The organism is Devosia sp. 2618 (assembly GCF_040546815.1).
Classification (GTDB): domain Bacteria; phylum Pseudomonadota; class Alphaproteobacteria; order Rhizobiales; family Devosiaceae; genus Devosia.
In genome coordinates this window covers 1,276,065-1,294,618 of the sequence record NZ_JBEPOO010000001.1, presented here as the reverse complement: position 1 = coordinate 1,294,618, position 18,554 = coordinate 1,276,065, and the positions used below count along the sequence as shown (strand labels likewise).

15 protein-coding genes are annotated in these 18,554 nt (G+C 60.8%); 9 read left to right on the top strand and 6 right to left on the bottom strand.

Features of this window, described 5'->3' with window-relative positions; genetic code table 11:
• The first annotated feature begins 16 nt into the window (after positions 1–16).
• Together lexA and ABIE28_RS06520 are read left to right on the top strand one after the other, a co-directional pair.
• The gene (gene lexA / locus ABIE28_RS06525) at positions 17–730 is read left to right on the top strand and encodes a transcriptional repressor LexA (RefSeq protein WP_354061232.1); all 714 of its coding nucleotides are present in this window, start codon (positions 17–19) and stop codon (positions 728–730) included.
• Positions 731–1,112: 382 nt separating this feature from the next.
• Positions 1,113–1,325 (top strand): cold-shock protein, encoded by a 213-nt coding sequence (locus tag ABIE28_RS06520; protein WP_056230464.1) that lies wholly within the window; start codon positions 1,113–1,115, stop codon positions 1,323–1,325.
• 306 nt (positions 1,326–1,631) lie between these two features.
• Here ABIE28_RS06520 and ABIE28_RS06515 read toward each other — a convergent pair whose 3' ends face one another.
• Complete coding sequence (locus ABIE28_RS06515) at positions 1,632–3,443, bottom strand: IlvD/Edd family dehydratase (protein WP_354061230.1); 1,812 nt, start codon at positions 3,441–3,443, stop codon at positions 1,632–1,634.
• A 462-nt stretch (positions 3,444–3,905) separates the two neighbouring features.
• Between ABIE28_RS06515 and ABIE28_RS06510 the strand changes: the two genes are divergently transcribed.
• The 5 genes from ABIE28_RS06510 (at position 3,906) to ABIE28_RS06490 (ending at position 10,010) form a co-directional block, all read left to right on the top strand.
• Positions 3,906–5,486 (top strand): amidohydrolase, encoded by a 1,581-nt coding sequence (locus tag ABIE28_RS06510; RefSeq protein WP_354061228.1) that lies wholly within the window; start codon positions 3,906–3,908, stop codon positions 5,484–5,486.
• A 135-nt stretch (positions 5,487–5,621) separates the two neighbouring features.
• Complete coding sequence (locus ABIE28_RS06505; RefSeq protein WP_354061226.1) at positions 5,622–6,557, top strand: 2-dehydro-3-deoxygalactonokinase; 936 nt, start codon at positions 5,622–5,624, stop codon at positions 6,555–6,557.
• Positions 6,554–7,165 (top strand): 2-dehydro-3-deoxy-6-phosphogalactonate aldolase, encoded by a 612-nt coding sequence (locus tag ABIE28_RS06500; protein WP_354061224.1) that lies wholly within the window; start codon positions 6,554–6,556, stop codon positions 7,163–7,165. The genes ABIE28_RS06505 and ABIE28_RS06500 overlap by 4 nt, the downstream gene beginning before the upstream one ends.
• Positions 7,162–8,040: an SMP-30/gluconolactonase/LRE family protein gene (locus tag ABIE28_RS06495; protein ID WP_354061223.1), complete on the top strand. Its 879-nt coding sequence runs from the start codon at positions 7,162–7,164 to the stop codon at positions 8,038–8,040. The genes ABIE28_RS06500 and ABIE28_RS06495 overlap by 4 nt, the downstream gene beginning before the upstream one ends.
• An 11-nt stretch (positions 8,041–8,051) precedes the next feature.
• A complete protein-coding gene (locus ABIE28_RS06490; RefSeq protein WP_354061221.1) occupies positions 8,052–10,010 on the top strand; it encodes a beta-galactosidase in 1,959 nt (652 codons plus the stop codon).
• Here the strand turns inward: ABIE28_RS06490 and ABIE28_RS06485 are convergent.
• Positions 9,979–12,111, bottom strand: a complete 2,133-nt coding sequence (locus ABIE28_RS06485) for a ComEC/Rec2 family competence protein (RefSeq protein WP_354061219.1) — start codon at positions 12,109–12,111, stop codon at positions 9,979–9,981. The genes ABIE28_RS06490 and ABIE28_RS06485 overlap by 32 nt on opposite strands.
• Positions 12,112–12,188: 77 nt before the next feature.
• On the opposite strand from ABIE28_RS06485, the gene gltX reads away from it, so the two are divergent.
• Positions 12,189–13,607, top strand: a complete 1,419-nt coding sequence (gltX, locus tag ABIE28_RS06480) for a glutamate--tRNA ligase (protein WP_502913365.1) — start codon at positions 12,189–12,191, stop codon at positions 13,605–13,607.
• 150 nt (positions 13,608–13,757) lie between these two features.
• Complete coding sequence (gltA, locus tag ABIE28_RS06475) at positions 13,758–15,047, top strand: citrate synthase (RefSeq protein ID WP_354061215.1); 1,290 nt, start codon at positions 13,758–13,760, stop codon at positions 15,045–15,047.
• Here the strand turns inward: gltA and ABIE28_RS06470 are convergent.
• Genes ABIE28_RS06470 through lpxD form a run of 4 tightly spaced genes read right to left on the bottom strand, consistent with a single transcriptional unit; the run spans position 15,044 to position 18,532 of the window.
• Complete coding sequence (locus ABIE28_RS06470) at positions 15,044–16,171, bottom strand: lipid-A-disaccharide synthase (RefSeq protein WP_354061213.1); 1,128 nt, start codon at positions 16,169–16,171, stop codon at positions 15,044–15,046. The two genes, gltA and ABIE28_RS06470, sit on opposite strands and share 4 nt — an antisense overlap.
• Positions 16,172–16,224: 53 nt before the next feature.
• A complete protein-coding gene (gene lpxA, locus ABIE28_RS06465; RefSeq protein ID WP_354061211.1) occupies positions 16,225–17,034 on the bottom strand; it encodes an acyl-ACP--UDP-N-acetylglucosamine O-acyltransferase in 810 nt (269 codons plus the stop codon).
• Positions 17,031–17,507, bottom strand: a complete 477-nt coding sequence (gene fabZ / locus ABIE28_RS06460) for a 3-hydroxyacyl-ACP dehydratase FabZ (protein WP_354061209.1) — start codon at positions 17,505–17,507, stop codon at positions 17,031–17,033. The genes lpxA and fabZ overlap by 4 nt, the downstream gene beginning before the upstream one ends.
• Positions 17,504–18,532: a UDP-3-O-(3-hydroxymyristoyl)glucosamine N-acyltransferase gene (gene lpxD / locus ABIE28_RS06455; protein ID WP_354061207.1), complete on the bottom strand. Its 1,029-nt coding sequence runs from the start codon at positions 18,530–18,532 to the stop codon at positions 17,504–17,506. The genes fabZ and lpxD overlap by 4 nt, the downstream gene beginning before the upstream one ends.
• Between the last annotated feature and the right edge of the window lie 22 nt (positions 18,533–18,554).

Here is an 18,554-nt window from a genome sequence, read left to right as displayed (position 1 = left end):
CGCTCCGAGAGGGCCCATGCTCACGCGCAAACAACACGAGCTGCTGATGTTCATCCACGAACGGATGAAGGAAAGCGGCATTCCTCCATCCTTTGATGAGATGAAGGATGCGCTTGATCTGGCATCCAAGTCCGGCATTCATCGGCTGATAACGGCGCTCGAAGAGCGTGGCTTCATTCGCCGCCTGCCCAATCGGGCCCGCGCGCTGGAGGTGGTTAAACTCCCCGATTCGATGAACCCTTCGCTCGGTGGCCGCAAGGCGCGCTTTGAGCCATCGGTGATCGAAGGCAATCTGGGCAAGGTCGCATCGCCCCCCTCGCGCATGTCGGCGGCCGAGGATTATGCCAGGCCGATTTCCATTCCGGTCATGGGCCGCATCGCGGCGGGTACGCCGATTTCGGCAATCGAGAATCACACCCACACCATCATGGTGCCGCCCGAAATGCTCGGCGCCGGTGAGCATTACGCGCTCGAAGTGCGCGGCGACTCGATGATCGACGCCGGTATTTTCGATGGCGACACCGTGCTCATCAAAAAGCAGGATGCCGCCAGCACGGGCGAGATCATCGTCGCACTTGTTGACGATGAGGAAGCAACGTTGAAGCGGCTGCGCCGCAAGGGCAACACCATCGCGCTCGAAGCAGCCAACCCCGCCTACGAAACGCGTATCTTCCCACCAGACCGGGTCAAGGTACAGGGACGCCTTGTGGGTCTGCTTCGCAAGTATTGACCATCGGCTGCTGATCTATGGGGCTGCGCAGTTGGCGCGGCCCCTTTTTGTTGGCGCGCACGCGAATTTGACCGGGACACCTTGCCTGCCAGCAACCGATGACGGAAATCACCCGGTCGCATATGTCGTTGTTTTGTCAGCACTTCGAACAAAAGCTGAAATGTGCTTCACAGTTGGCTGCAAACTGTCAATATCGTCCATCTTGCAATATAGACTATTCCGTGCCATATAGGTCGCATACGTTTTCAGCCTAAGTCGGCTGCCTAATGCCGGTTCGCCGGACCGTGGCTTCCTTCTCTACCATGCGAACGTTATTTTCCTCTGGCATGTTGTCATTGGATAACCGCTCGTTCGCTGATGCTACGAGCAAAAGGAAACTATCATGGCCCTCATCACCGGCACCGTTAAATTCTTCAACACCACCAAGGGCTTCGGCTTCATCTCGCCAGAAAATGGCGGCAAGGATGCTTTCGTCCACATCTCGGCTGTTCAGCGTTCGGGCCTCCAGGGCCTCTACGAGAACGACAAGGTGACCTACGAGCTCGAGACCGGCCGTGACGGCAAGGAATCGGCAACCAACCTGACCCTGCTCTAGTTTTTTCTAGACTGGCGAGCGCGCTTCGGCGCAGCTCGGATGAGGCCATCGCGATTTTTCGCGGTGGCCTTTTCTTTTGTGCATTGAGCTTTGGGGCACGTCCTCCTTCGACAAGTTCAGGGTGGTTCGAGGGTCGCTGCGTTCCCGCCTCACAATGAGGGCTACTCATATGGTCGAGTGTTCGAGTAGCCCTCATGGTGAGGTGCGAGTTCTGACGAGCCTCGAACCACGAGGGCATGCCACCACTCATCCCAAACAAAAAGGCCCGCGCGATGCGCGGGCCTTTCGTCATTTTCAGCGAACCAATCAGTGATTGTCGCGCGGCACGCCAAAAGTCTGGGCGATGCGCTGGTACTTTTCGGCTGGCTTGAGGATGGCGCCATCGCCGAGCTGGCCGACGATACCGCGCTGAATTTCCTGCCATGGCGTCTGGTGCTTGGGGTACTTGTAGCCACCGTTGGCTTCGAGTTCGGCCCGACGCGTCGCGATTTCCTCGTCCGAGATCAGTATATTGGCTTGACCCTTGTTGAGGTCGATCCGCACCTGGTCGCCCGTCTTGAGGATAGCGAGGTTGCCGCCCGCCGCCGCTTCCGGAGAGGCGTTGAGAATCGATGGCGAACCCGACGTGCCCGACTGACGGCCGTCGCCGATGCAGGCCAGCGCATGAATGCCCTTCTTGATCAGGTAATCGGGCGGCCGCATGTTGACGACTTCGGCCGCGCCCGGATAACCGATCGGACCCGCGCCGCGCATGAACAGCAGCGTGTGTTCGTCTATGTCGAGCGATGGATCGTCGATCCGGTGGTGGTAGTCCTCGGGACCATCAAACACCACCGCCTTGCCCTCGAACATGCCCGGATGGTCTGGGTTGTTGAGGTAGCGATCGCGGAACTCGGTCGAGATCACGCTGGTCTTCATGATGGCATTGTCGAACAGATTGCCGCGCAGCACGAGGAAACCGGCCTCGGCCTTGAGCGGATTGTCGAAATGGCGGATGACCTTGTCGTCCTGAATCGTGGACGCCCGGCAGTTTTCGCCAATGGTCTTGCCGTTGACGGTCGGGGCGTTCTCGCGGATCAGGCCCTGGGCCATCAACTCGTTGACCACCGCCGGCACACCGCCCGCGTGGTAGAAGTCCTCGCCCAGATACTCGCCAGCCGGCTGCATGTTGACCAGCAGCGGCACTTTGTGACCGTAGGTCTGGAAGTCCTGCAGGTCGAGCTCCACGCCGATGTGCTTGGCGATGGCCTGAATGTGGATCGGCGCGTTGGTCGAACCGCCAATGGCTGAATTGACCACGATGGTATTGATGAAGTTGTCCTTGGTCAGGACGTCGGAGGGCTTGAGGTCCTCGTGCACCATGTCGACGATGCGCTTGCCGGTGCGATAGGCCATTTCCTGGCGATCGCGATATGGCGCCGGAATGGCGGCCGAGCCGGGCAGCTGCATGCCGAGCGATTCAGCCAGCGAGTTCATGGTGCTGGCGGTGCCCATAGTGTTGCAGAAACCAGTGGACGGCGCCGAGGACGCGACCAGCTCGATGAACTGGGCATAGTCGATCTCGCCGGCCGCCATCATCTGGCGGGCCTTCCAGACGATTGTGCCGGAGCCGGTACGCTCGCCCTTGTGCCAGCCATTGAGCATCGGCCCGACCGACAGCGCGATGGCCGGAATATTGACCGTCGCCGCGCCCATCAACATGGCGGGAGTGGTCTTGTCGCAACCAATGGTCAGCACAACGCCGTCCAGCGGATAGCCATAGAGAACTTCGACGAGACCGAGATAGGCAAGGTTGCGGTCGAGGCCGGCCGTAGGACGTTTGCCGGTTTCCTGAATCGGGTGAACCGGAAACTCGATGGCAATGCCGCCCGCTTCGCGGATGCCTTCGCGCACGCGCTCGGCCAGCACGATGTGATGGCGGTTGCAGGGCGACAGGTCTGAACCAGTCTGGGCGATACCGATGATCGGCTTGTTGGACTGCAGCTCTTCGCGCGAGACGCCGAAGTTCATGTAGCGCTCGAGATAGAGCGCGGTCATGTCCGGATTGTCGGGGTTATCGAACCATGCGCGTGAACGCAATTTCTTGGGCGAATCGGCCCCGCCGTTTGCTGCCGTCATCTCAGATTTCCTCAAATCGCGGTCTCACAGGTCGCCCGCGTTAGAACCGTTCTAGCATGACGTACGGCAGAATGAAGGCCATTCCACGCAAAAATCATACAATTAATCATCACGGAACCTGCCTCGCCAAAATCCACCCCTCTCGATCAATTTGAGGAAATGCTTCGCGACCTTCTAAGCGCGATCGACGCATCCCGCTGCAGATTGGAGTGAGTGGAACTCCTGTTTTTCCCAAGGACATTTTGCCAGCTTTACAGACCGCCAAATTCCTATCCGCCCGCGTCGACAGCCCCACAAAGATCACTCAGCCCAATTTATAGGCATTAGTTTTTAATGCTAATTTTTAGGTCATAATGCGTTGACAATTCTAACTCACCACCTAGTCTGATGCCATTCCCGGCATTAGGGGCCCGCCGACGAAAAATTGGCGGGATTGCCGGGGACGTAATCAGGAGAGTTACTATGAAGCGACTAACCGTGTTGGCCGGTATTCTGCTTGCATCGACATCCATTGCTGCAACGGCACAGGATGCTGCAGCTCTGAAAGCTGAACTGGGCGAAATCGTCGATGGGAAGGCCAAGCTGACGCAGGAGATCGTCGACTCTGTTTTCAGCTTCGCCGAGGTCGGTTTCCATGAAACCGAGACCATGCGCTACCTCACCGAAATGCTTGCGGCCGAGGGTTTTACCATCGAAACCGGCATCGGGGGGATGCCGACGGCTTGGGTCGCAACCTGGAGCAATGGCGAAGGTCCCGCCATTTCGTTTAACTCCGACGTCGATGGCCTGCCCGGCCAATCGCAGATGCCCGGCGTGCTGGAGCGGATGCCGATGGTCGAGGGCGGATCGGGCCACGGCGAAGGCCACAATACGGGTATAGCGGTAAGCGTCGTCGCTGCGCTGTCGGTCAAAGACATCATGGAAAGCGAAAACATCACCGGCACGCTGCAGGTCTGGCCCGGCATTGCCGAAGAGGCTTTGGCAGCAAAGCAGTGGTTTGTCGCTGCCGGTGTTTTCGACGATATCGACGTGGTGCTCTCCAACCATGTTGGCAATGGCTTGAGCACGTCCTGGGGCCAGTCCAATTCGATGTCGATGATATCGGCCGAGTACAGCTTCACCGGCACATCATCGCACGCCGCTGTCAGCCCCTGGGTCGGCCGCAGCGCGCTCGATGCCGTGGAACTGATGAATGCTGGCTGGAACTTCCGCCGCGAGCATATGCACCCCAACCAGCGCTCGCACTACGTCATCACCAATGGCGGGCTGCAGCCAAATATCGTGCCGGACAATGCCAGCGTGTGGTATTATTTCCGCAACACGTCGCCGCAAGCCGCACTCGAAATGCTCGAGATTGCCGACGACATTGCCCAGGGCGCAACGCTGATGACCGGCACCAATTGGGAACGCCGCATTCTGGGTTCAGCCTGGCCATCGCATGGCAATGAGGCGCTGGCCAAAGCCATGTATGCCAATATCCAGAGCGTCGGCATGCCGGCCTGGAACGACGACGATCAGGGCTATGCCAAGGCCGTGCAGGAAGCCGTCGGTTCGGCGCCGATCGGGCTTCGCACCGAAATCGGCGATCTTGCTGGCCCCGTCGAAACCGTTGGCTCGGGCCCATCCGACGACATTGGCGCCGTCATGTGGACAGTGCCGACCGTTCGCCTGAGCTTTCCGGCCAATATCGCCGGCACAACCATCCACAACTGGCAGGCAGCCCTCGCCGAAGCGACGCCAATCGCCCACAAGGGCGCCCTGACAGGTGCCAAGGTGACGGCATTGACGGCGCTTGATGTCCTGCTCGAGCCGGAGCTGGTCGACGCGGCCAAGACCTATTTCAGCGACGTGCAAACCAAGGACATCCAGTACTTCCCATTCGAGGGCGAAGGCGATGTGCCGTCGACGCACCTTAATGCCGACACGGACGCCCGCTTCCGCGTGCTGCAGGAAGAGTTCTACTACGATGCCAGCAAGCACGAGACCTATCTCGAACAGCTCGGCATAGCCTATCCGCAACTGGGCAAGCCCGCTGCGAACTAGGATCGGCAATGCGGGTGGCGGGGGCAAGTCTGGTTCCCCGCCGCCCGCCATCACTCTCCTCACAAAATCTGGCTGGCTGAATCTGGTGTCAGCGATTAGGGTCGCGCCGCGAGGACGCCGGTGGTGAGGGATTTCGTGACTGATATTGTAGACTGGGTTGCCGTGGACTGGGGAACCTCGAACCTGCGTGCCTGGGGCATTGCGGCCGATGGTTCCGTGGTGTTTGAAAAGGTCTCGCCAAGCGGCATGGGCAAGCTAGCGCGCGAGGACTATCCCGGCGTGCTGACGGGCCTGCTGGAAGACGTGCAGACCGCGCATGGCGGCCCCATTCAGGTGCTGATCTGCGGCATGGCGGGTGCGCGACAGGGCTGGCTAGAAGCTCCCTATCTGGAAGCGCCAACCGATCTGCGCAGCCTGCTGGCCGGTGCGGTGCAGCCGATGGCCGACAATCGCATCATCGCCTCCATTCTGCCGGGCGTCTGCCAGAAGGCCGGCGGCGACAATGTGATGCGCGGCGAGGAAACCCAGCTGCTCGGTCTTGCGGCGCTCCATCCCGGTTTTTCGGGCATTGTCTGCATGCCCGGAACGCATTCGAAATGGGCAAAGCTTTCCGGATCGCGCATCGAGCATTTTTCGACTGCCATGACCGGCGAAGTGTTTGAAGTGCTGCGCACCCATTCTGTGCTGCGCCATTCCTTTAACGGCGACATAGATGGCCCGGGTCGCGCGGACGGCTTTGCGGCGGGTGCTGCCGCGGGACTTGATCATCCCGAACAATTGCTGGGCACGCTATTTCAGGTGCGTGCCGGATCGCTGCTATCAGGCCGTCAGCCTGATTGGTGCGCCGGCTATCTCTCAGGCCTGCTGATCGGCACCGAAGTGGGGGCCAATCGTCATCTGATCGGCGCGCAGGACGTGCCATTGATCGGCTCGCCAACGCTGTGCGCGCTCTATGCGCAGGTCCTCACACTGGCCGGCGCCAGCGGCACGCCACAGGATGCCACCGCGATTGTTCTCGCCGGCCTCAAGGCTGCGCGTAATTTTACCAATGAACTGGAGCCTCGTCGATGAACCACCGCCACATCATCGCTATTCTGCGGGGCATTACCCCAAGCGAAACCGTCGCGGTGTGCGAGGCGCTGATTGCCGCCGGCATCACCATGATCGAAGTGCCGCTCAATTCGCCTGACGCGCTGACCAGTATTGCGCTGGCCTCAAACTCGCTGGCCGATCAGGCCGCGATTGGCGCGGGCACCGTGCTGACCAAAAAGCAGGTCTGGGCCGTGGCCGATGCCGGTGGCACGTTCATCGTGTCGCCCGATGCCAACAAGGTTGTGATCGAAGAAACCGTCCGCATCCAGTTGCTGTCCTATCCCGGCGTGTTCACGCCCACCGAAGCCTTCCGCGCCATCAAGGCCGGAGCGACGGGGCTGAAGTTTTTCCCGGCCGAAGTTCTTGGCCCCAAGGGCATCAAGGCGATCAAGGCCGTGCTGCCGCCCGAAATGCCGGTCTATGCCGTGGGCGGCGCCAACCCGGACAATTTCAACGAATATTTCGACGTTGGCTGCACCGGCTTTGGCCTCGGCACCTATATCTATAAGCCCGGTATGACAGCGGCCGACGTCGCCGAGCGCGCGGCCACCGCCGTTGCTGCTTACGATGCGGGGAAGGCTCGATGAGCAATATCGCAAGGCTCATCCTCGACAGCCAGTGTGCCTTGGGCGAAGGCCCGATCTGGCATGCTGGCCGTCAGCAGTTGTTCTTCTTTGATATCAACGAGCAGACCCTCTTTGCCGTGACCGCCGAGGGCGAAATTGCCGACCAGTGGTTGTTCAACGAAACCGTTGCTGCAGCCGCCGTCGTCGATGACGACACGCTGGTGCTCGCCACTGAATTCGGCCTCAAGGGCTTCCAGATTTCGACAGGTGGCCTCGCGCCGATCATTGCAATCGAGGCCGACAATGCCGCGACGCGCACCAATGACAGCCGCGTCCATCCATCGGGCGGCTTCTGGGTCGGCACTATGGACAAGAGCAAAGAGGAAGCTCCCATCGGCGCTGTCTATCACTATCGTGACGGCACGCTGACAACGCTTAAATCGGGCATCGCCATTCCCAACGCGACCTGCTTTTCGCCCGATGGCCGCACGGCCTATTGGACCGACACCCCGACCAAGAAAATCATGAAGGTCGCCACCGATCCGGCGACCGGCCTGCCGATTGGCGAATGGGAACTGTTCGCTGACGTGTCCGAAGGGCGCGGCTATCCCGATGGCGCGGTCGTCGATAGTGAAGGCTATCTGTGGAACGCCAAGTGGGGCGGCAGTTGCGTCGTGCGCCACGCGCCGGACGGCTCGATCGACCGCATCGTCGAAGTCCCTGTCAGCCAGGTCACCTGCCCCGCCTTTGGCGGCAAGGACCTCAAGACCATGTTCATCACCACAGCCAACAAGAACATGAGCGCCGAACAGCTCGCCGCCGAAAAAGTCGCCGGAGGCCTTTTTGCCATCGACGTCGACGTTGCCGGCCAACCTGAAGCAATCATCACCCTATAAGAGATGTGCCCATGTCCGCCCCTGCCCTTGGCGTCTGCTATTATCCTGAACACTGGCCCGAGGGCTGGTGGGAACGTGATGCGGCGCGCATGGCAGAGGTGGGCATCAAATGGGTGCGCATCGGTGAGTTTGCCTGGTCGCGGCTGGAGCCAACGCCGGGCAACCTGACCTTTGACTGGATCATCCGGGCAATGGACGTGTTGGGGCGGCACGGCCTCAAGGTGGTGTTCGGCACCCCCACGGCAACGCCACCACGCTGGATGGTCGACAAACATCCCGACATGCTGGCGGTAGATGCGCAGGGTCGCCAAAAGGGCTTCGGCTCGCGGCGTCATTATGATTTCAGCCATCTCGGCTATCACGAGGAAGCGGCCCGTATTACGCGTCTTTTGGCTGACGCCGTCGGCAATCACCCGGCGCTCGGCGCCTGGCAAACCGACAATGAATATGGCTGCCACAACACGACCTATTCCTATTCGCCCGCCGCCAAAGAAGGTTTCCAGCTTTGGCTGGCTGACAAATACGGCAGCATCGACGCGCTGAACAAGGCGTGGGGCAATGTATTCTGGTCGATGGAATACAATCGCTTCGATCAGATCGAGCTACCCAATCTGCTGGTCTGCGAGGCAACGCCGACGCATAACCTCGATTTCCGCCGCTATGCGTCCGATCAGGTGGCGGCCTTTAACAAGGTGCAGTTCGATATCCTCAAGGCCGTGCGTCCCGACCTGCCCGTGATCCACAATTTCATGGGGCGCTATACCGAGTTCGACCATTATGACGTGGCCAAGACGCTTGATGTGGCCAGCTGGGACGCCTACCCGCTCGGTCATCTGGCGGTCAGCAACGAGCCCGACGACGTCAAGCGGCTCTATATGCGGCAGGGCGAGCCGGACTATCAGGCCTTCCACCACGATCTTTATCGCGCCGTCGGGCATGGCCGCATGTGGATCATGGAGCAGCAGCCCGGCCCGGTGAATTGGGCGCAGTACAATCCCGATCCGCTGCCCGGCATGGCGCGCCTCTGGGCATGGGAGGCATTCGCTCACGGCGCCGAGGTTGTGTCCTATTTCCGCTGGAGGCAGGCGCCCTTTGCCCAGGAGCAGATGCATGCCGGCCTGCTGCGCCCCGATAGCGAACCGGCGCCGGCCTATTTCGAGGCCATGCAGGTGGCCGAGGAGCTTGAAAGCATTGGACTGACCGGCACGGCCAACAAGGGCCGCGTCGCCATTGTCTTTGACTATCAGAGCGAATGGGCCTGGGAAATCCAGCCGCAGGCCAAGGGTTTTAGCCACAGTGCCCATGTGCGCGCGCTTTTTGCGGCATTCCGCAAACATGGCGTCGATATCGACATCCTGCCGCCGAGCACCAGGAGCTTTGCCGGTTATGACATTGTCGCCATCCCGGCACTCTTTGCCTGGAACGATGATCTGCGCAGCGCGATCACCGAGTTCGATGGCCATCTGCTGATCGGCCCGCGCTCTGGCTCGAAAACCGAACATTTTTCTATCCCAGAGAAGCTGGCGCCTGATCTGCCGAGAAATCTGCTCGACCTCAAGGTGATCCGGGTCGACAGCATCGATCCGACACAGGAAATCGAGGTCAAGGGCAGCGGCGCGATCCATCACTGGCGCGAGCGGATCGAGACCAAAGCCAATGTGGTGATCGAGGACGTCGATGGCTGGCCGGTTCTGGTCAATCAGGGCAAGCTCTATTACCTCGGCGCCAGCGGCACCAAGGCGCTGGTGCAGCGTGTGGCCGATTACCTGATCGCCGAGACGGACCTACCAATGCTTACCCTGCCCGCCGGCGTACGCTGCCGCACACGCGAGGGCTATCGCATCTACGTGAACTATGGCGCGACAGCCGCAACGCTGGTGCCGGCCAAGGACGAGACCGGGTATATTCTGGGCTCGACCGAGATGCCGGCGGCTGGTGTCACCGTGGCGAAACTCGCCACGGGCGCGTGAGATTGGGGACGGCGGTGCGGAGGTCGAACCGACCCGCCGCTGCGTCCCAGCGCAGCCAGTGAACGCCTCCCCGCGCCAGATCATTGGCGTCAATGACCAGGCCGCCGACACACGTAACCGGCGCACGGACACGCGCCACGATCAGATCTTGCAGGCCACAGTCCTCGGCGAAGGCGGCGGGATTTCGGATCACCGCGACGGAGTATGCGCCCATATCGGCGACGCAGCCCAGGCCGTCGCAACGCGCCTGCTCCAGCCCGGCCGCGATGGTCTCCTGATAGTGGTCGCCCCAGACGTTGACGGCAAAACTGCCCGTCTTGCCGGTGATCAGCCCCATGCCGGTTTCGGTGCGCAAGGCGACGGCCTGCGTCGTGTCGGCGATCAGCACATCGGGGCGCTGGTCCATGCCAAACAGCAGGATCAGCGGCACAGCAACAACCGGTCCGACCATCCGTGCCCATTTCGGGAAGAACGAAAACCACGCCAGCGCGAGCAAACCAATGACCAACGCCCAACCCGTAAGCAGCGGGTTACCGGTCAGTCCTTCGCTCCAACGGGCAACCAGTTCGCCACCATCCATCATCCGGTCAATGCCCCAGCCCATGGCCGAGACGAATGGCCCCTCGACACCAAATGGCATGGCCAGCACCGACAACACGGCAAAGGGCATGATGACGAGACTCACGACCGGCAATACCAGCACATTGCCGATGACACCGAGCGGCGCGGTGTGCTGGAAGTGATAGGCCGAGAACAACAGCGTCGCCGTGCCAGCGATAAAACTGGTCAGCGCCGTGCCCCAGACATTGCCCCACATGCGCTGCGCCCAGCTCCGGTCCCTAGGCGCACCGAGACGTGGCATTTCGTAAATGCCGATAAGCGCTGCGACGGCCGCGAAGGAGAGCTGGAAACTGGCGCGGAACACGCTGGCCGGATCGAAGATGATGATGGCAATCGCCGCGATGGCGACATTGCGCATGGTGAGTGCCCGCCGCCCCGCCAGCACCGCGCCAAAGATCAGCCCCAGCATCAGCGTCGAGCGCAGGGCCGGCACGTTGTTCAGCCCACCCGCCAACAGCAGATAGCCCGTCGCCGCGATCAGCCCGCCAATTGCCGCCAGTTTTTTGACCGGCCAGCGCCGACCGGCGGCGGGAATGGCGGCCATCCCCCAGCGCAGCAGGAAATACAGCCCACCCGCAACGATCGACAAATGCAGCCCCGAGATCGAATAGATGTGCGCCAATCCCGACGCCGCCATGATCTCGCGGGTGTGGTCGTCGATGGAACTCTGATCGCCCATCACCATAGCCCGGCCAATGGCGGCGGACGAACCCTGCAGCACCGCATCGATGCGACTGCCGATGGCCGTACGCAGCGTCTCGACGGCGCGGGTCGCGTCCATCCCGCTGCCATGCGACACGAGTTCAAAACCGCTGGTCACATTGCCATAGGCGCCGATCCCCGAAAAATAGGCGTGGAACTGACCATCAAAGGCGCCCGGCAGGATTGCCCCCGGCACCGGCGCGAGCCTGATATTGCCGCGAATGATATCTCCGGGTGCCAGCACCGGTTCGGGCGGCACCATGATGCGCGCCCGGGCAATGCGGACAGGTCGGTCGCCCGCCGTGGGGATGATGCTCGATATGATAATCCGGCGCGTTTCGGTCGTGGCTGAGACGATTTCGTCGACCCGCGCCTCGTAATGCCCATACGCCGGTCGAGCCAGCATCGTGGTGCCGAACCAAACGCCATGCAGCGGCAAGAGGCACAGTCCGGACCAGAACGCGGCCAGCAAGGCAACCAGCGGGAGCGTCGTCGAATGCCACAACAGAATTGCCGCAGGCACTAGGCACACGACGGCCAGCAGCAAGGCCCACGCCTCGGGCTCGTAGGGCAAAACGACATAGACGATCAGCCCGGCAATCATGGCAAAGGGCAACAACACAAACAGCCGCCGCGCCGCGATGGCGTCGCTCACCCAATTGACTGACAGAAACTGCGTTTTGGGCAGCGTAAGCTGCGGCAAACCCGGGCGAACCGAGACCGGCACCAGTGCTGGCACCGCACGGACGTCGCGCTCGCGTGTCTCCGCCCCCTGCACCCGCTCTGCCCCCGCCCTTGCGCTCGTGCCCCTCTATGCTACACACGGCGCCTAAATCCTCCAAGCATTCCGGTCTCATGTCCCAGGTCGTCACCCGTTTCGCCCCTTCGCCCACTGGCTACCTCCACATTGGTGGTGCCCGCACCGCTCTGTTCAGCTGGGCCTATGCCCAGAACAAGGGCGGCAAGATGCTGCTGCGCATCGAGGACACCGATCGCGAGCGCTCCACTGAAGCCGCCGTTACCGCGCTGGTCGATGGCCTGACATGGCTCGGCCTGACCTGGGATGGCGATCCGATCAGCCAGTTCGGCCGCGCCGCGCGCCACGCTGAAGTCGCCCACGAGCTGGTGAAAATGGGCCACGCCTATTATTGCTATTGCTCGCCCGCTGAACTCGACCAGATGCGCGAAGAAGCCCGCGCCGCCGGCAAGCCACCCCGCTACAACGGCTATTGGCGCGACCGCGACCAGAGCGAGGCCCCTGCTGGCGTCGCTCCGGTTATCCGCATCAAGTCGCCACTGACCGGCGAGATCACCGTCGACGATCACGTGCAGGGCAAGGTCGTGTTCAAGACCGAGAACCTCGATGATTTCATCATCCTGCGTTCCGACGGCACGCCGACCTATATGCACGCCGTTGTGGTCGACGATCATGACATGGGCGTCACCCACATCATTCGTGGCGACGACCACCTGACCAACGCCGCTCGCCAGATTGTGATCTACAATGCGATGGGCTGGACCGTGCCTGAAATGGCCCATATCCCGCTGATCCACGGGCCGGATGGCGCAAAGCTTTCCAAGCGCCACGGCGCGCTCGGCGTCGAGGCCTACCGCCAGATGGGCTACCTGCCGGAGGCCCTGCGCAACTATCTCGCGCGCCTCGGCTGGAGCCATGGGGATGACGAGATTTTCTCGACCGATCAGATGGTCGAGTGGTTCAGCCTCGAGGGCCTGAACAAGGGCGCGGCGCGCTTCGATTTCGTCAAGCTCGAGAACATCAACGGCCACTATATCCGCGAGGCAGCGGCCGATTATCTGTATGACGTGATGGTGGCAACCGCTGCCGAAGTCGGCCGCCAGGTCGATGTGGATGGTCTCACCGCGAATAAGGCCACGGTTCTGAGCGCCCTGCCCGAACTGCAGCCTCGCGCCAAGACGGTGCTTGAACTGATCGATCTCGCTCAGTTCATCTATGCCGTACGTCCGCTGGCCATTGATGCGGCTGCGGCTGCCCATCTGACACCCGAGACGCGCGCTGTTTTGGCCGATATGGCGGAGACGCTGCGTGGCCTCACCGAGTGGTCGGTTCCCGCCATCGACGGCGCCATGCGCGCGCTGGCCGAAACCAAGGGACTCAAGCTCGGTAAACTGGCCCAGCCACTGCGTGCCGCACTGACCGGAAAGACCGTATCGCCTGGGATTTTTGAGGTGATGGTGCTGATCGGCCGCGACGAAAGCATGGCACGCCTAGAAGACCAAATCACCGCTGTCTAGTGCTATTAGGAGGGTAAGCCTTGCTTACCCTTCAGTTGCCTCAGGGGGCCAAAAGCGATACCTGTCCGAAGCAGTTCATACTGCCCAGTTTTACCGCCCCACCCGACCATTCATTGTGGCGGGGGGCAAGGGGCGTTCGAGGAGAGCTAAATGACCGACAAAGTCGCCAAACTCGTCATCGGGGACCAGACGCACGAATTTCCAGTGCTCTCAGGATCCGTAGGCCCGGATGTCATCGATATCCGATCTCTCTATGCCAAGACCGGCTTATTCACTTACGACCCGGGCTTTACGTCCACTGCGGCCTGCGACAGCGCCATCACCTATATTGACGGCGACAAGGGCGAATTGCTCTATCGCGGCTACCCCATCGAGCAGCTGTCGGACAAAAGCTCCTATATCGAAGTTTGCTACCTGCTGCTCTACGGCGAGTTGCCCACCAAGGCCCAGCTGGCCGAGTTCGACGAAGTGGTGACACGCCACACCATGGTGCACGAGCAGATGCACTATTTCTACCGCGGCTTCCGTCGCGACGCCCACCCAATGGCCATCATGACCGGCGTTGTCGGCGCCATGGCAGCTTTCTATCACGACTCCACCGACATCACCGATCCAGAACAGCGCGAAATCGCGTCGATCCGCATGATAGCCAAGATGCCGACGATTGCCGCGATGGCCTACAAGTATTCGGTTGGCCAGCCCTTCGTTTATCCGCGCAATGACCTCGATTACGCATCAAACTTCCTGCACATGTGCTTCTCGGTTCCGGCCGAAAACTACAAGGTGAACCCAACTATCGCCAAGGCGATGGACCTGATCTTCACCCTGCATGCCGATCACGAACAGAACGCTTCGACCTCGACGGTGCGTCTGGCCGGTTCGTCCGACGCCAACCCATTCGCGTGTATCGCTGCCGGCGTTGCCTGCCTGTGGGGCCCTGCCCATGGCGGTGCCAACGAAGCCGCGCTCAACATGCTCAAGGAAATCGGCACCGTTGACCGTATTCCCGAGTTCATCGCCCGCGCCAAGGACAAGAGCGACCCGTTCAAGCTGATGGGCTTCGGTCACCGCGTATACAAGAACTTCGATCCCCGCGCGACGGTGATGCAGAAGACCGCCAAGGAAGTCCTCGACCTGCTGGGCGTGCACAATAATCCGACGCTGCAGGTTGCCCAGGAACTCGAAAAGATCGCCCTGGAAGACCCCTACTTCGTCGAGCGCAAGCTCTATCCAAACGTCGATTTCTACTCGGGCATTATTCTCGAAGCCATCGGCTTCCCGACCTCGATGTTCACCGTGCTGTTCTCGGTTGCCCGTACCGTTGGCTGGATCAGCCAGTGGAAGGAAATGATCGGCGATCCACAGAAGAAGATCGGCCGTCCGCGCCAGCTGTACAATGGCTCGCCTGCCCGCGACTACGAAGCGCTCGACGCGCGCTAACTGCGAGAAAAATGCGCCAGGACCCGGTCTGCCGGGTCCTGCTTCGGAAAACGCGCTCCGCCGTTTTCCATCAACATTGAAAGCTCGCTAAAGGCATCGATCTGATCCTGGCGGGCTTTTTTGTTGTCCAACAATGTCTTGGCCTCGTTGATCAGGGCCCAAACATCGAGCTTGCCTTCGATCAGTTCGGGCACGGCAACACGGCCCAGAATGATATTTGGTAGCGACACAGGCGGGCGACCATGCATGTCGTAGTAGCGCGTCTGATAGGGATCCATGTTATAGGCGACGAGCATCGGCACTTGCGCCAAGGCAAGCTCCAGCGTCACTGTCCCTGACACCGCAACCGCCATAACAGCCTGATTGTAGACCTCGGACCGAGCGCTGCGTTCGGATTCGATCCGCACCGGCGCTGCCCAGTTTGCAACTGCATTTTCCATGCGCGTCTTAAGCGTCGGTAGCGTTGGAATAACAAAACCATCAATGGCGGGATGGCCCGCCAGCTTTTCAACCAGTTCCCGCATCAGCGGCAGATGGCGGCGCAATTCCCCGTCACGACTACCCGGCAGCAGGACTACGGGTCCACGGTCGACAGAGGGACGCACCAGGCGCTCATGCAGCGCGGGATGGCCGACGTAACTGGTTAGTGGTCCGCCAAGGCGCTCCATGACCGCTGGCTCAAATGGCAGCACCGCCAGTACTTCATCAAACAGCGGGGCCAGCTTGGGTGCCCGCTTGGGCGAGCGTGCCCAGACGGACGGGGACACGTACAGAATGAGCTTACCGGCGTAGCCCAGCTTCTTCAGCCGCTTGGCCAAGAGCTTTGAAAAGTCCTGGGAATCGACCAACACGACAATGTCGGGATTGGCGTCGCGAATGACCTTGGCGGTCTGCCGGATGCGACCGAGCAGCAGCGGCAGGCGCAGTACCACATCGGTGATGCCCATCACCGACAGATCGCTCATCGGGAACAGCGACCGCATACCCTGCGCCTGCAGATAGTCGCCACCGACACCGGTGAATGCCAGCGGCACGCGAAGCTTCAGGCGCTCGATCAGGTCAGCCGCAATCCGGTCACCGGAGGGCTCGCCCGCGAGGATGAAGAGTTTGAGACGATCGTTCATGATGTCGGCCCCTGCCTGAGCAATCAAAGGCGCAAGCGCCGGGAACCGCGCAACTAGTCGTCAGCATGCCCGTTGCGCGGCAACAGGATCGGGCGATCCGACGCAGCGGCGATGAAGGCCACAACGTCCTGCACCAGCTGGTCGCCCTGGAACAGACCAGCCGCATCTTCGACGCGCTCGCGCAAAGTGCCTTCGCTGGAAAAGATCATCCGATAGGCTGCACGTAAGCGATGGATCGCCTCGCGATCAAACTTGTGGCGCTTGAGGCCGACAAGGTTCAACCCGGTCAACGCCGCACGGTTGCCGACCGCCATGCCATAGGGAATGACGTCGCCATCAATCATCGAATGGGCACCAAGGAAGGCGTGCCGACCGATGCGGGTGAACTGATGCACGACGCAATTGCCGCCGAAAATGACGTTGTCGGCGATCTGGCAGTGACCGGCGATGCCGACATAGTTGGCCATGATCACATTGTTGCCGATGATCGCGTCGTGGGCCACATGCGCGCCGGCCATTATCAGGCAGTCATTGCCGATCTTGGTCAGCATCCCGCCGCCTTCGGTACCGGGATTGATCGTCACCGACTCGCGGATGACGCAACGTTCGCCGATCACCAGGCGAGAATCCTCGCCGTGGTACTTCAGATCCTGTGGCTTGTGGCCGATGGCGGCAAATGGGTAGATCTGCGTTCCCGCACCGATCTCGGTATTGCCATCGATACTGACATGGGAAATCAGCTCGACATTATCGTGCAGCACGACTTTTTCGCTGACGATGCAATAGGGCCCGATCTTGACGCCACTGCCCAGGCCGGCACCGGCGCTGACAATCGCTGTCGGATGAACGCTGGGTTGGCTCACGAATTCGCCTCGATGATCATCGCGGTGATTTCTGCTTCCGCAATGATCACGCCATCGACCATTGCCTTGGCCTCGTAGCGGCCGACATTGCGGCGGCGCTGGATCTTGGCGATGTGGAACTCGATGGTATCGCCAGGACCCGCAGGCTTGCGGAACTTAGCCTTATCGACGCCCAGCATCAAGACGATGTTCTTCTTGCCGCCGCCCGAGTCGTGCTTGATGACGATGGCACCAGCCGTTTGGGCCATGCCTTCGATGATCAAAACACCCGGGAAGATCGGATTTTCAGGAAAATGGCCCTGGAAAATCGGCTCGTTGAACGTGACGTTCTTGATGCCGATAGCTGTTTCGTCCCGGTCGATCTTGATGATCTTGTCGATCATCAGGAACGGATAGCGGTGCGGCAAGCTGATCAGGATCTCGGCAATATTCATTGCTCCGAGCTCTGTGGTCGCTGGTGCGCTGTCGTTCATCCCCGCTTATCCCCCTTGGATAGTTTCCGCATGGCGGCGATCTCTCGCCAAAAATCTCTTATATCCTGTGCTGGCGCACCGGCAAGCTTGCTGCCGGCAGGCCAGTCTTTGGTGACGGCAGCGCGTCCGTGCACGACCGAACCAGAGCCAATGCTCAAATGCCCTGATGTGCCGACACCGCCGCCCAACAACACACCGTCGCCGAGAATAGTGGAACCGGACAGACCGGTCATGGCAGCCACCAGGCAGTTGCGCCCGAGACGGCAATTATGACCGATCTGAACGAGGTTATCGATCTTGGTGCCCTCGCCGATCATGGTGTCGCCAAGCGCGCCACGGTCGATCGTGCTATTGGCGCCAATCTCGACGCGATCCTGAATCAGCACCCGGCCGAGTTGAGGCACCTTGCGGTTTGTCTGCCCGAAATCGAGCCAGCCGAAACCTTCCGTGCCGACACGTACGCCGGAATGGATCACCACGTCATTGCCGATATGGGCACAGTCAATGGTGCAGTTGGGCGCTATGGTGCAGTTTCGACCAATGGTCACGCCTGCACCGATCACCGTATTCGCGCCGATCACCGTACCACGGCCAATCTCAACACCCTGCCCGATCACCACATTGGCGCCGATCACGACGTCGCGCTCAAAAATGGGCTCCCCCAGATCATCACGGCCCGACACTATATTGCTGCGCGTATCGGCGGGATAGAGGTGGTCGAGAATTTCGGCAAACAGGTGATGCGGCTTGTCGACAACGATAGCCATGCTGTGGGCTGGCACTTCGGCAACGAGCGATGGAATGACCAGAACAGCACCGGCCGAGGTGGCGCGCAGTTCTTCGGTGTAATTGCTGTGCGCAGCGAGCGCCAGATCCCCGCCACTTGCGAGATTGAGTTCGGTGACCCCAGTCACCTCCAGCTCTGTATTTGAGAGACTTGCCACCAGCTCGGCGCGCTTGAGCGCAGTCAGGATAGCACCAATCGTGGAGGGGCCGGCAAAACGATGAAAACGGGTGTCGACCATATATGTCACTTAAAAGAATTGA

What these genes read in the sequence shown, in the direction of transcription:
- lexA (WP_354061232.1), top strand. Translation starts at nt 17, where the DNA reads ATGCTCACGCGCAAACAACACGAGCTGCTGATGTTCATCCACGAACGG.
- ABIE28_RS06520 (WP_056230464.1), top strand. Translation starts at nt 1,113, where the DNA reads ATGGCCCTCATCACCGGCACCGTTAAATTCTTCAACACCACCAAGGGC.
- ABIE28_RS06515 (WP_354061230.1), bottom strand. Translation starts at nt 3,443, where the DNA reads ATGACGGCAGCAAACGGCGGGGCCGATTCGCCCAAGAAATTGCGTTCA.
- ABIE28_RS06510 (WP_354061228.1), top strand. Translation starts at nt 3,906, where the DNA reads ATGAAGCGACTAACCGTGTTGGCCGGTATTCTGCTTGCATCGACATCC.
- ABIE28_RS06500 (WP_354061224.1), top strand. Translation starts at nt 6,554, where the DNA reads ATGAACCACCGCCACATCATCGCTATTCTGCGGGGCATTACCCCAAGC.
- ABIE28_RS06495 (WP_354061223.1), top strand. Translation starts at nt 7,162, where the DNA reads ATGAGCAATATCGCAAGGCTCATCCTCGACAGCCAGTGTGCCTTGGGC.
- ABIE28_RS06490 (WP_354061221.1), top strand. Translation starts at nt 8,052, where the DNA reads ATGTCCGCCCCTGCCCTTGGCGTCTGCTATTATCCTGAACACTGGCCC.
- gltX (WP_502913365.1), top strand. Translation starts at nt 12,189, where the DNA reads ATGTCCCAGGTCGTCACCCGTTTCGCCCCTTCGCCCACTGGCTACCTC.
- gltA (WP_354061215.1), top strand. Translation starts at nt 13,758, where the DNA reads ATGACCGACAAAGTCGCCAAACTCGTCATCGGGGACCAGACGCACGAA.
- ABIE28_RS06470 (WP_354061213.1), bottom strand. Translation starts at nt 16,171, where the DNA reads ATGAACGATCGTCTCAAACTCTTCATCCTCGCGGGCGAGCCCTCCGGT.
- fabZ (WP_354061209.1), bottom strand. Translation starts at nt 17,507, where the DNA reads ATGAACGACAGCGCACCAGCGACCACAGAGCTCGGAGCAATGAATATT.
- lpxD (WP_354061207.1), bottom strand. Translation starts at nt 18,532, where the DNA reads ATGGTCGACACCCGTTTTCATCGTTTTGCCGGCCCCTCCACGATTGGT.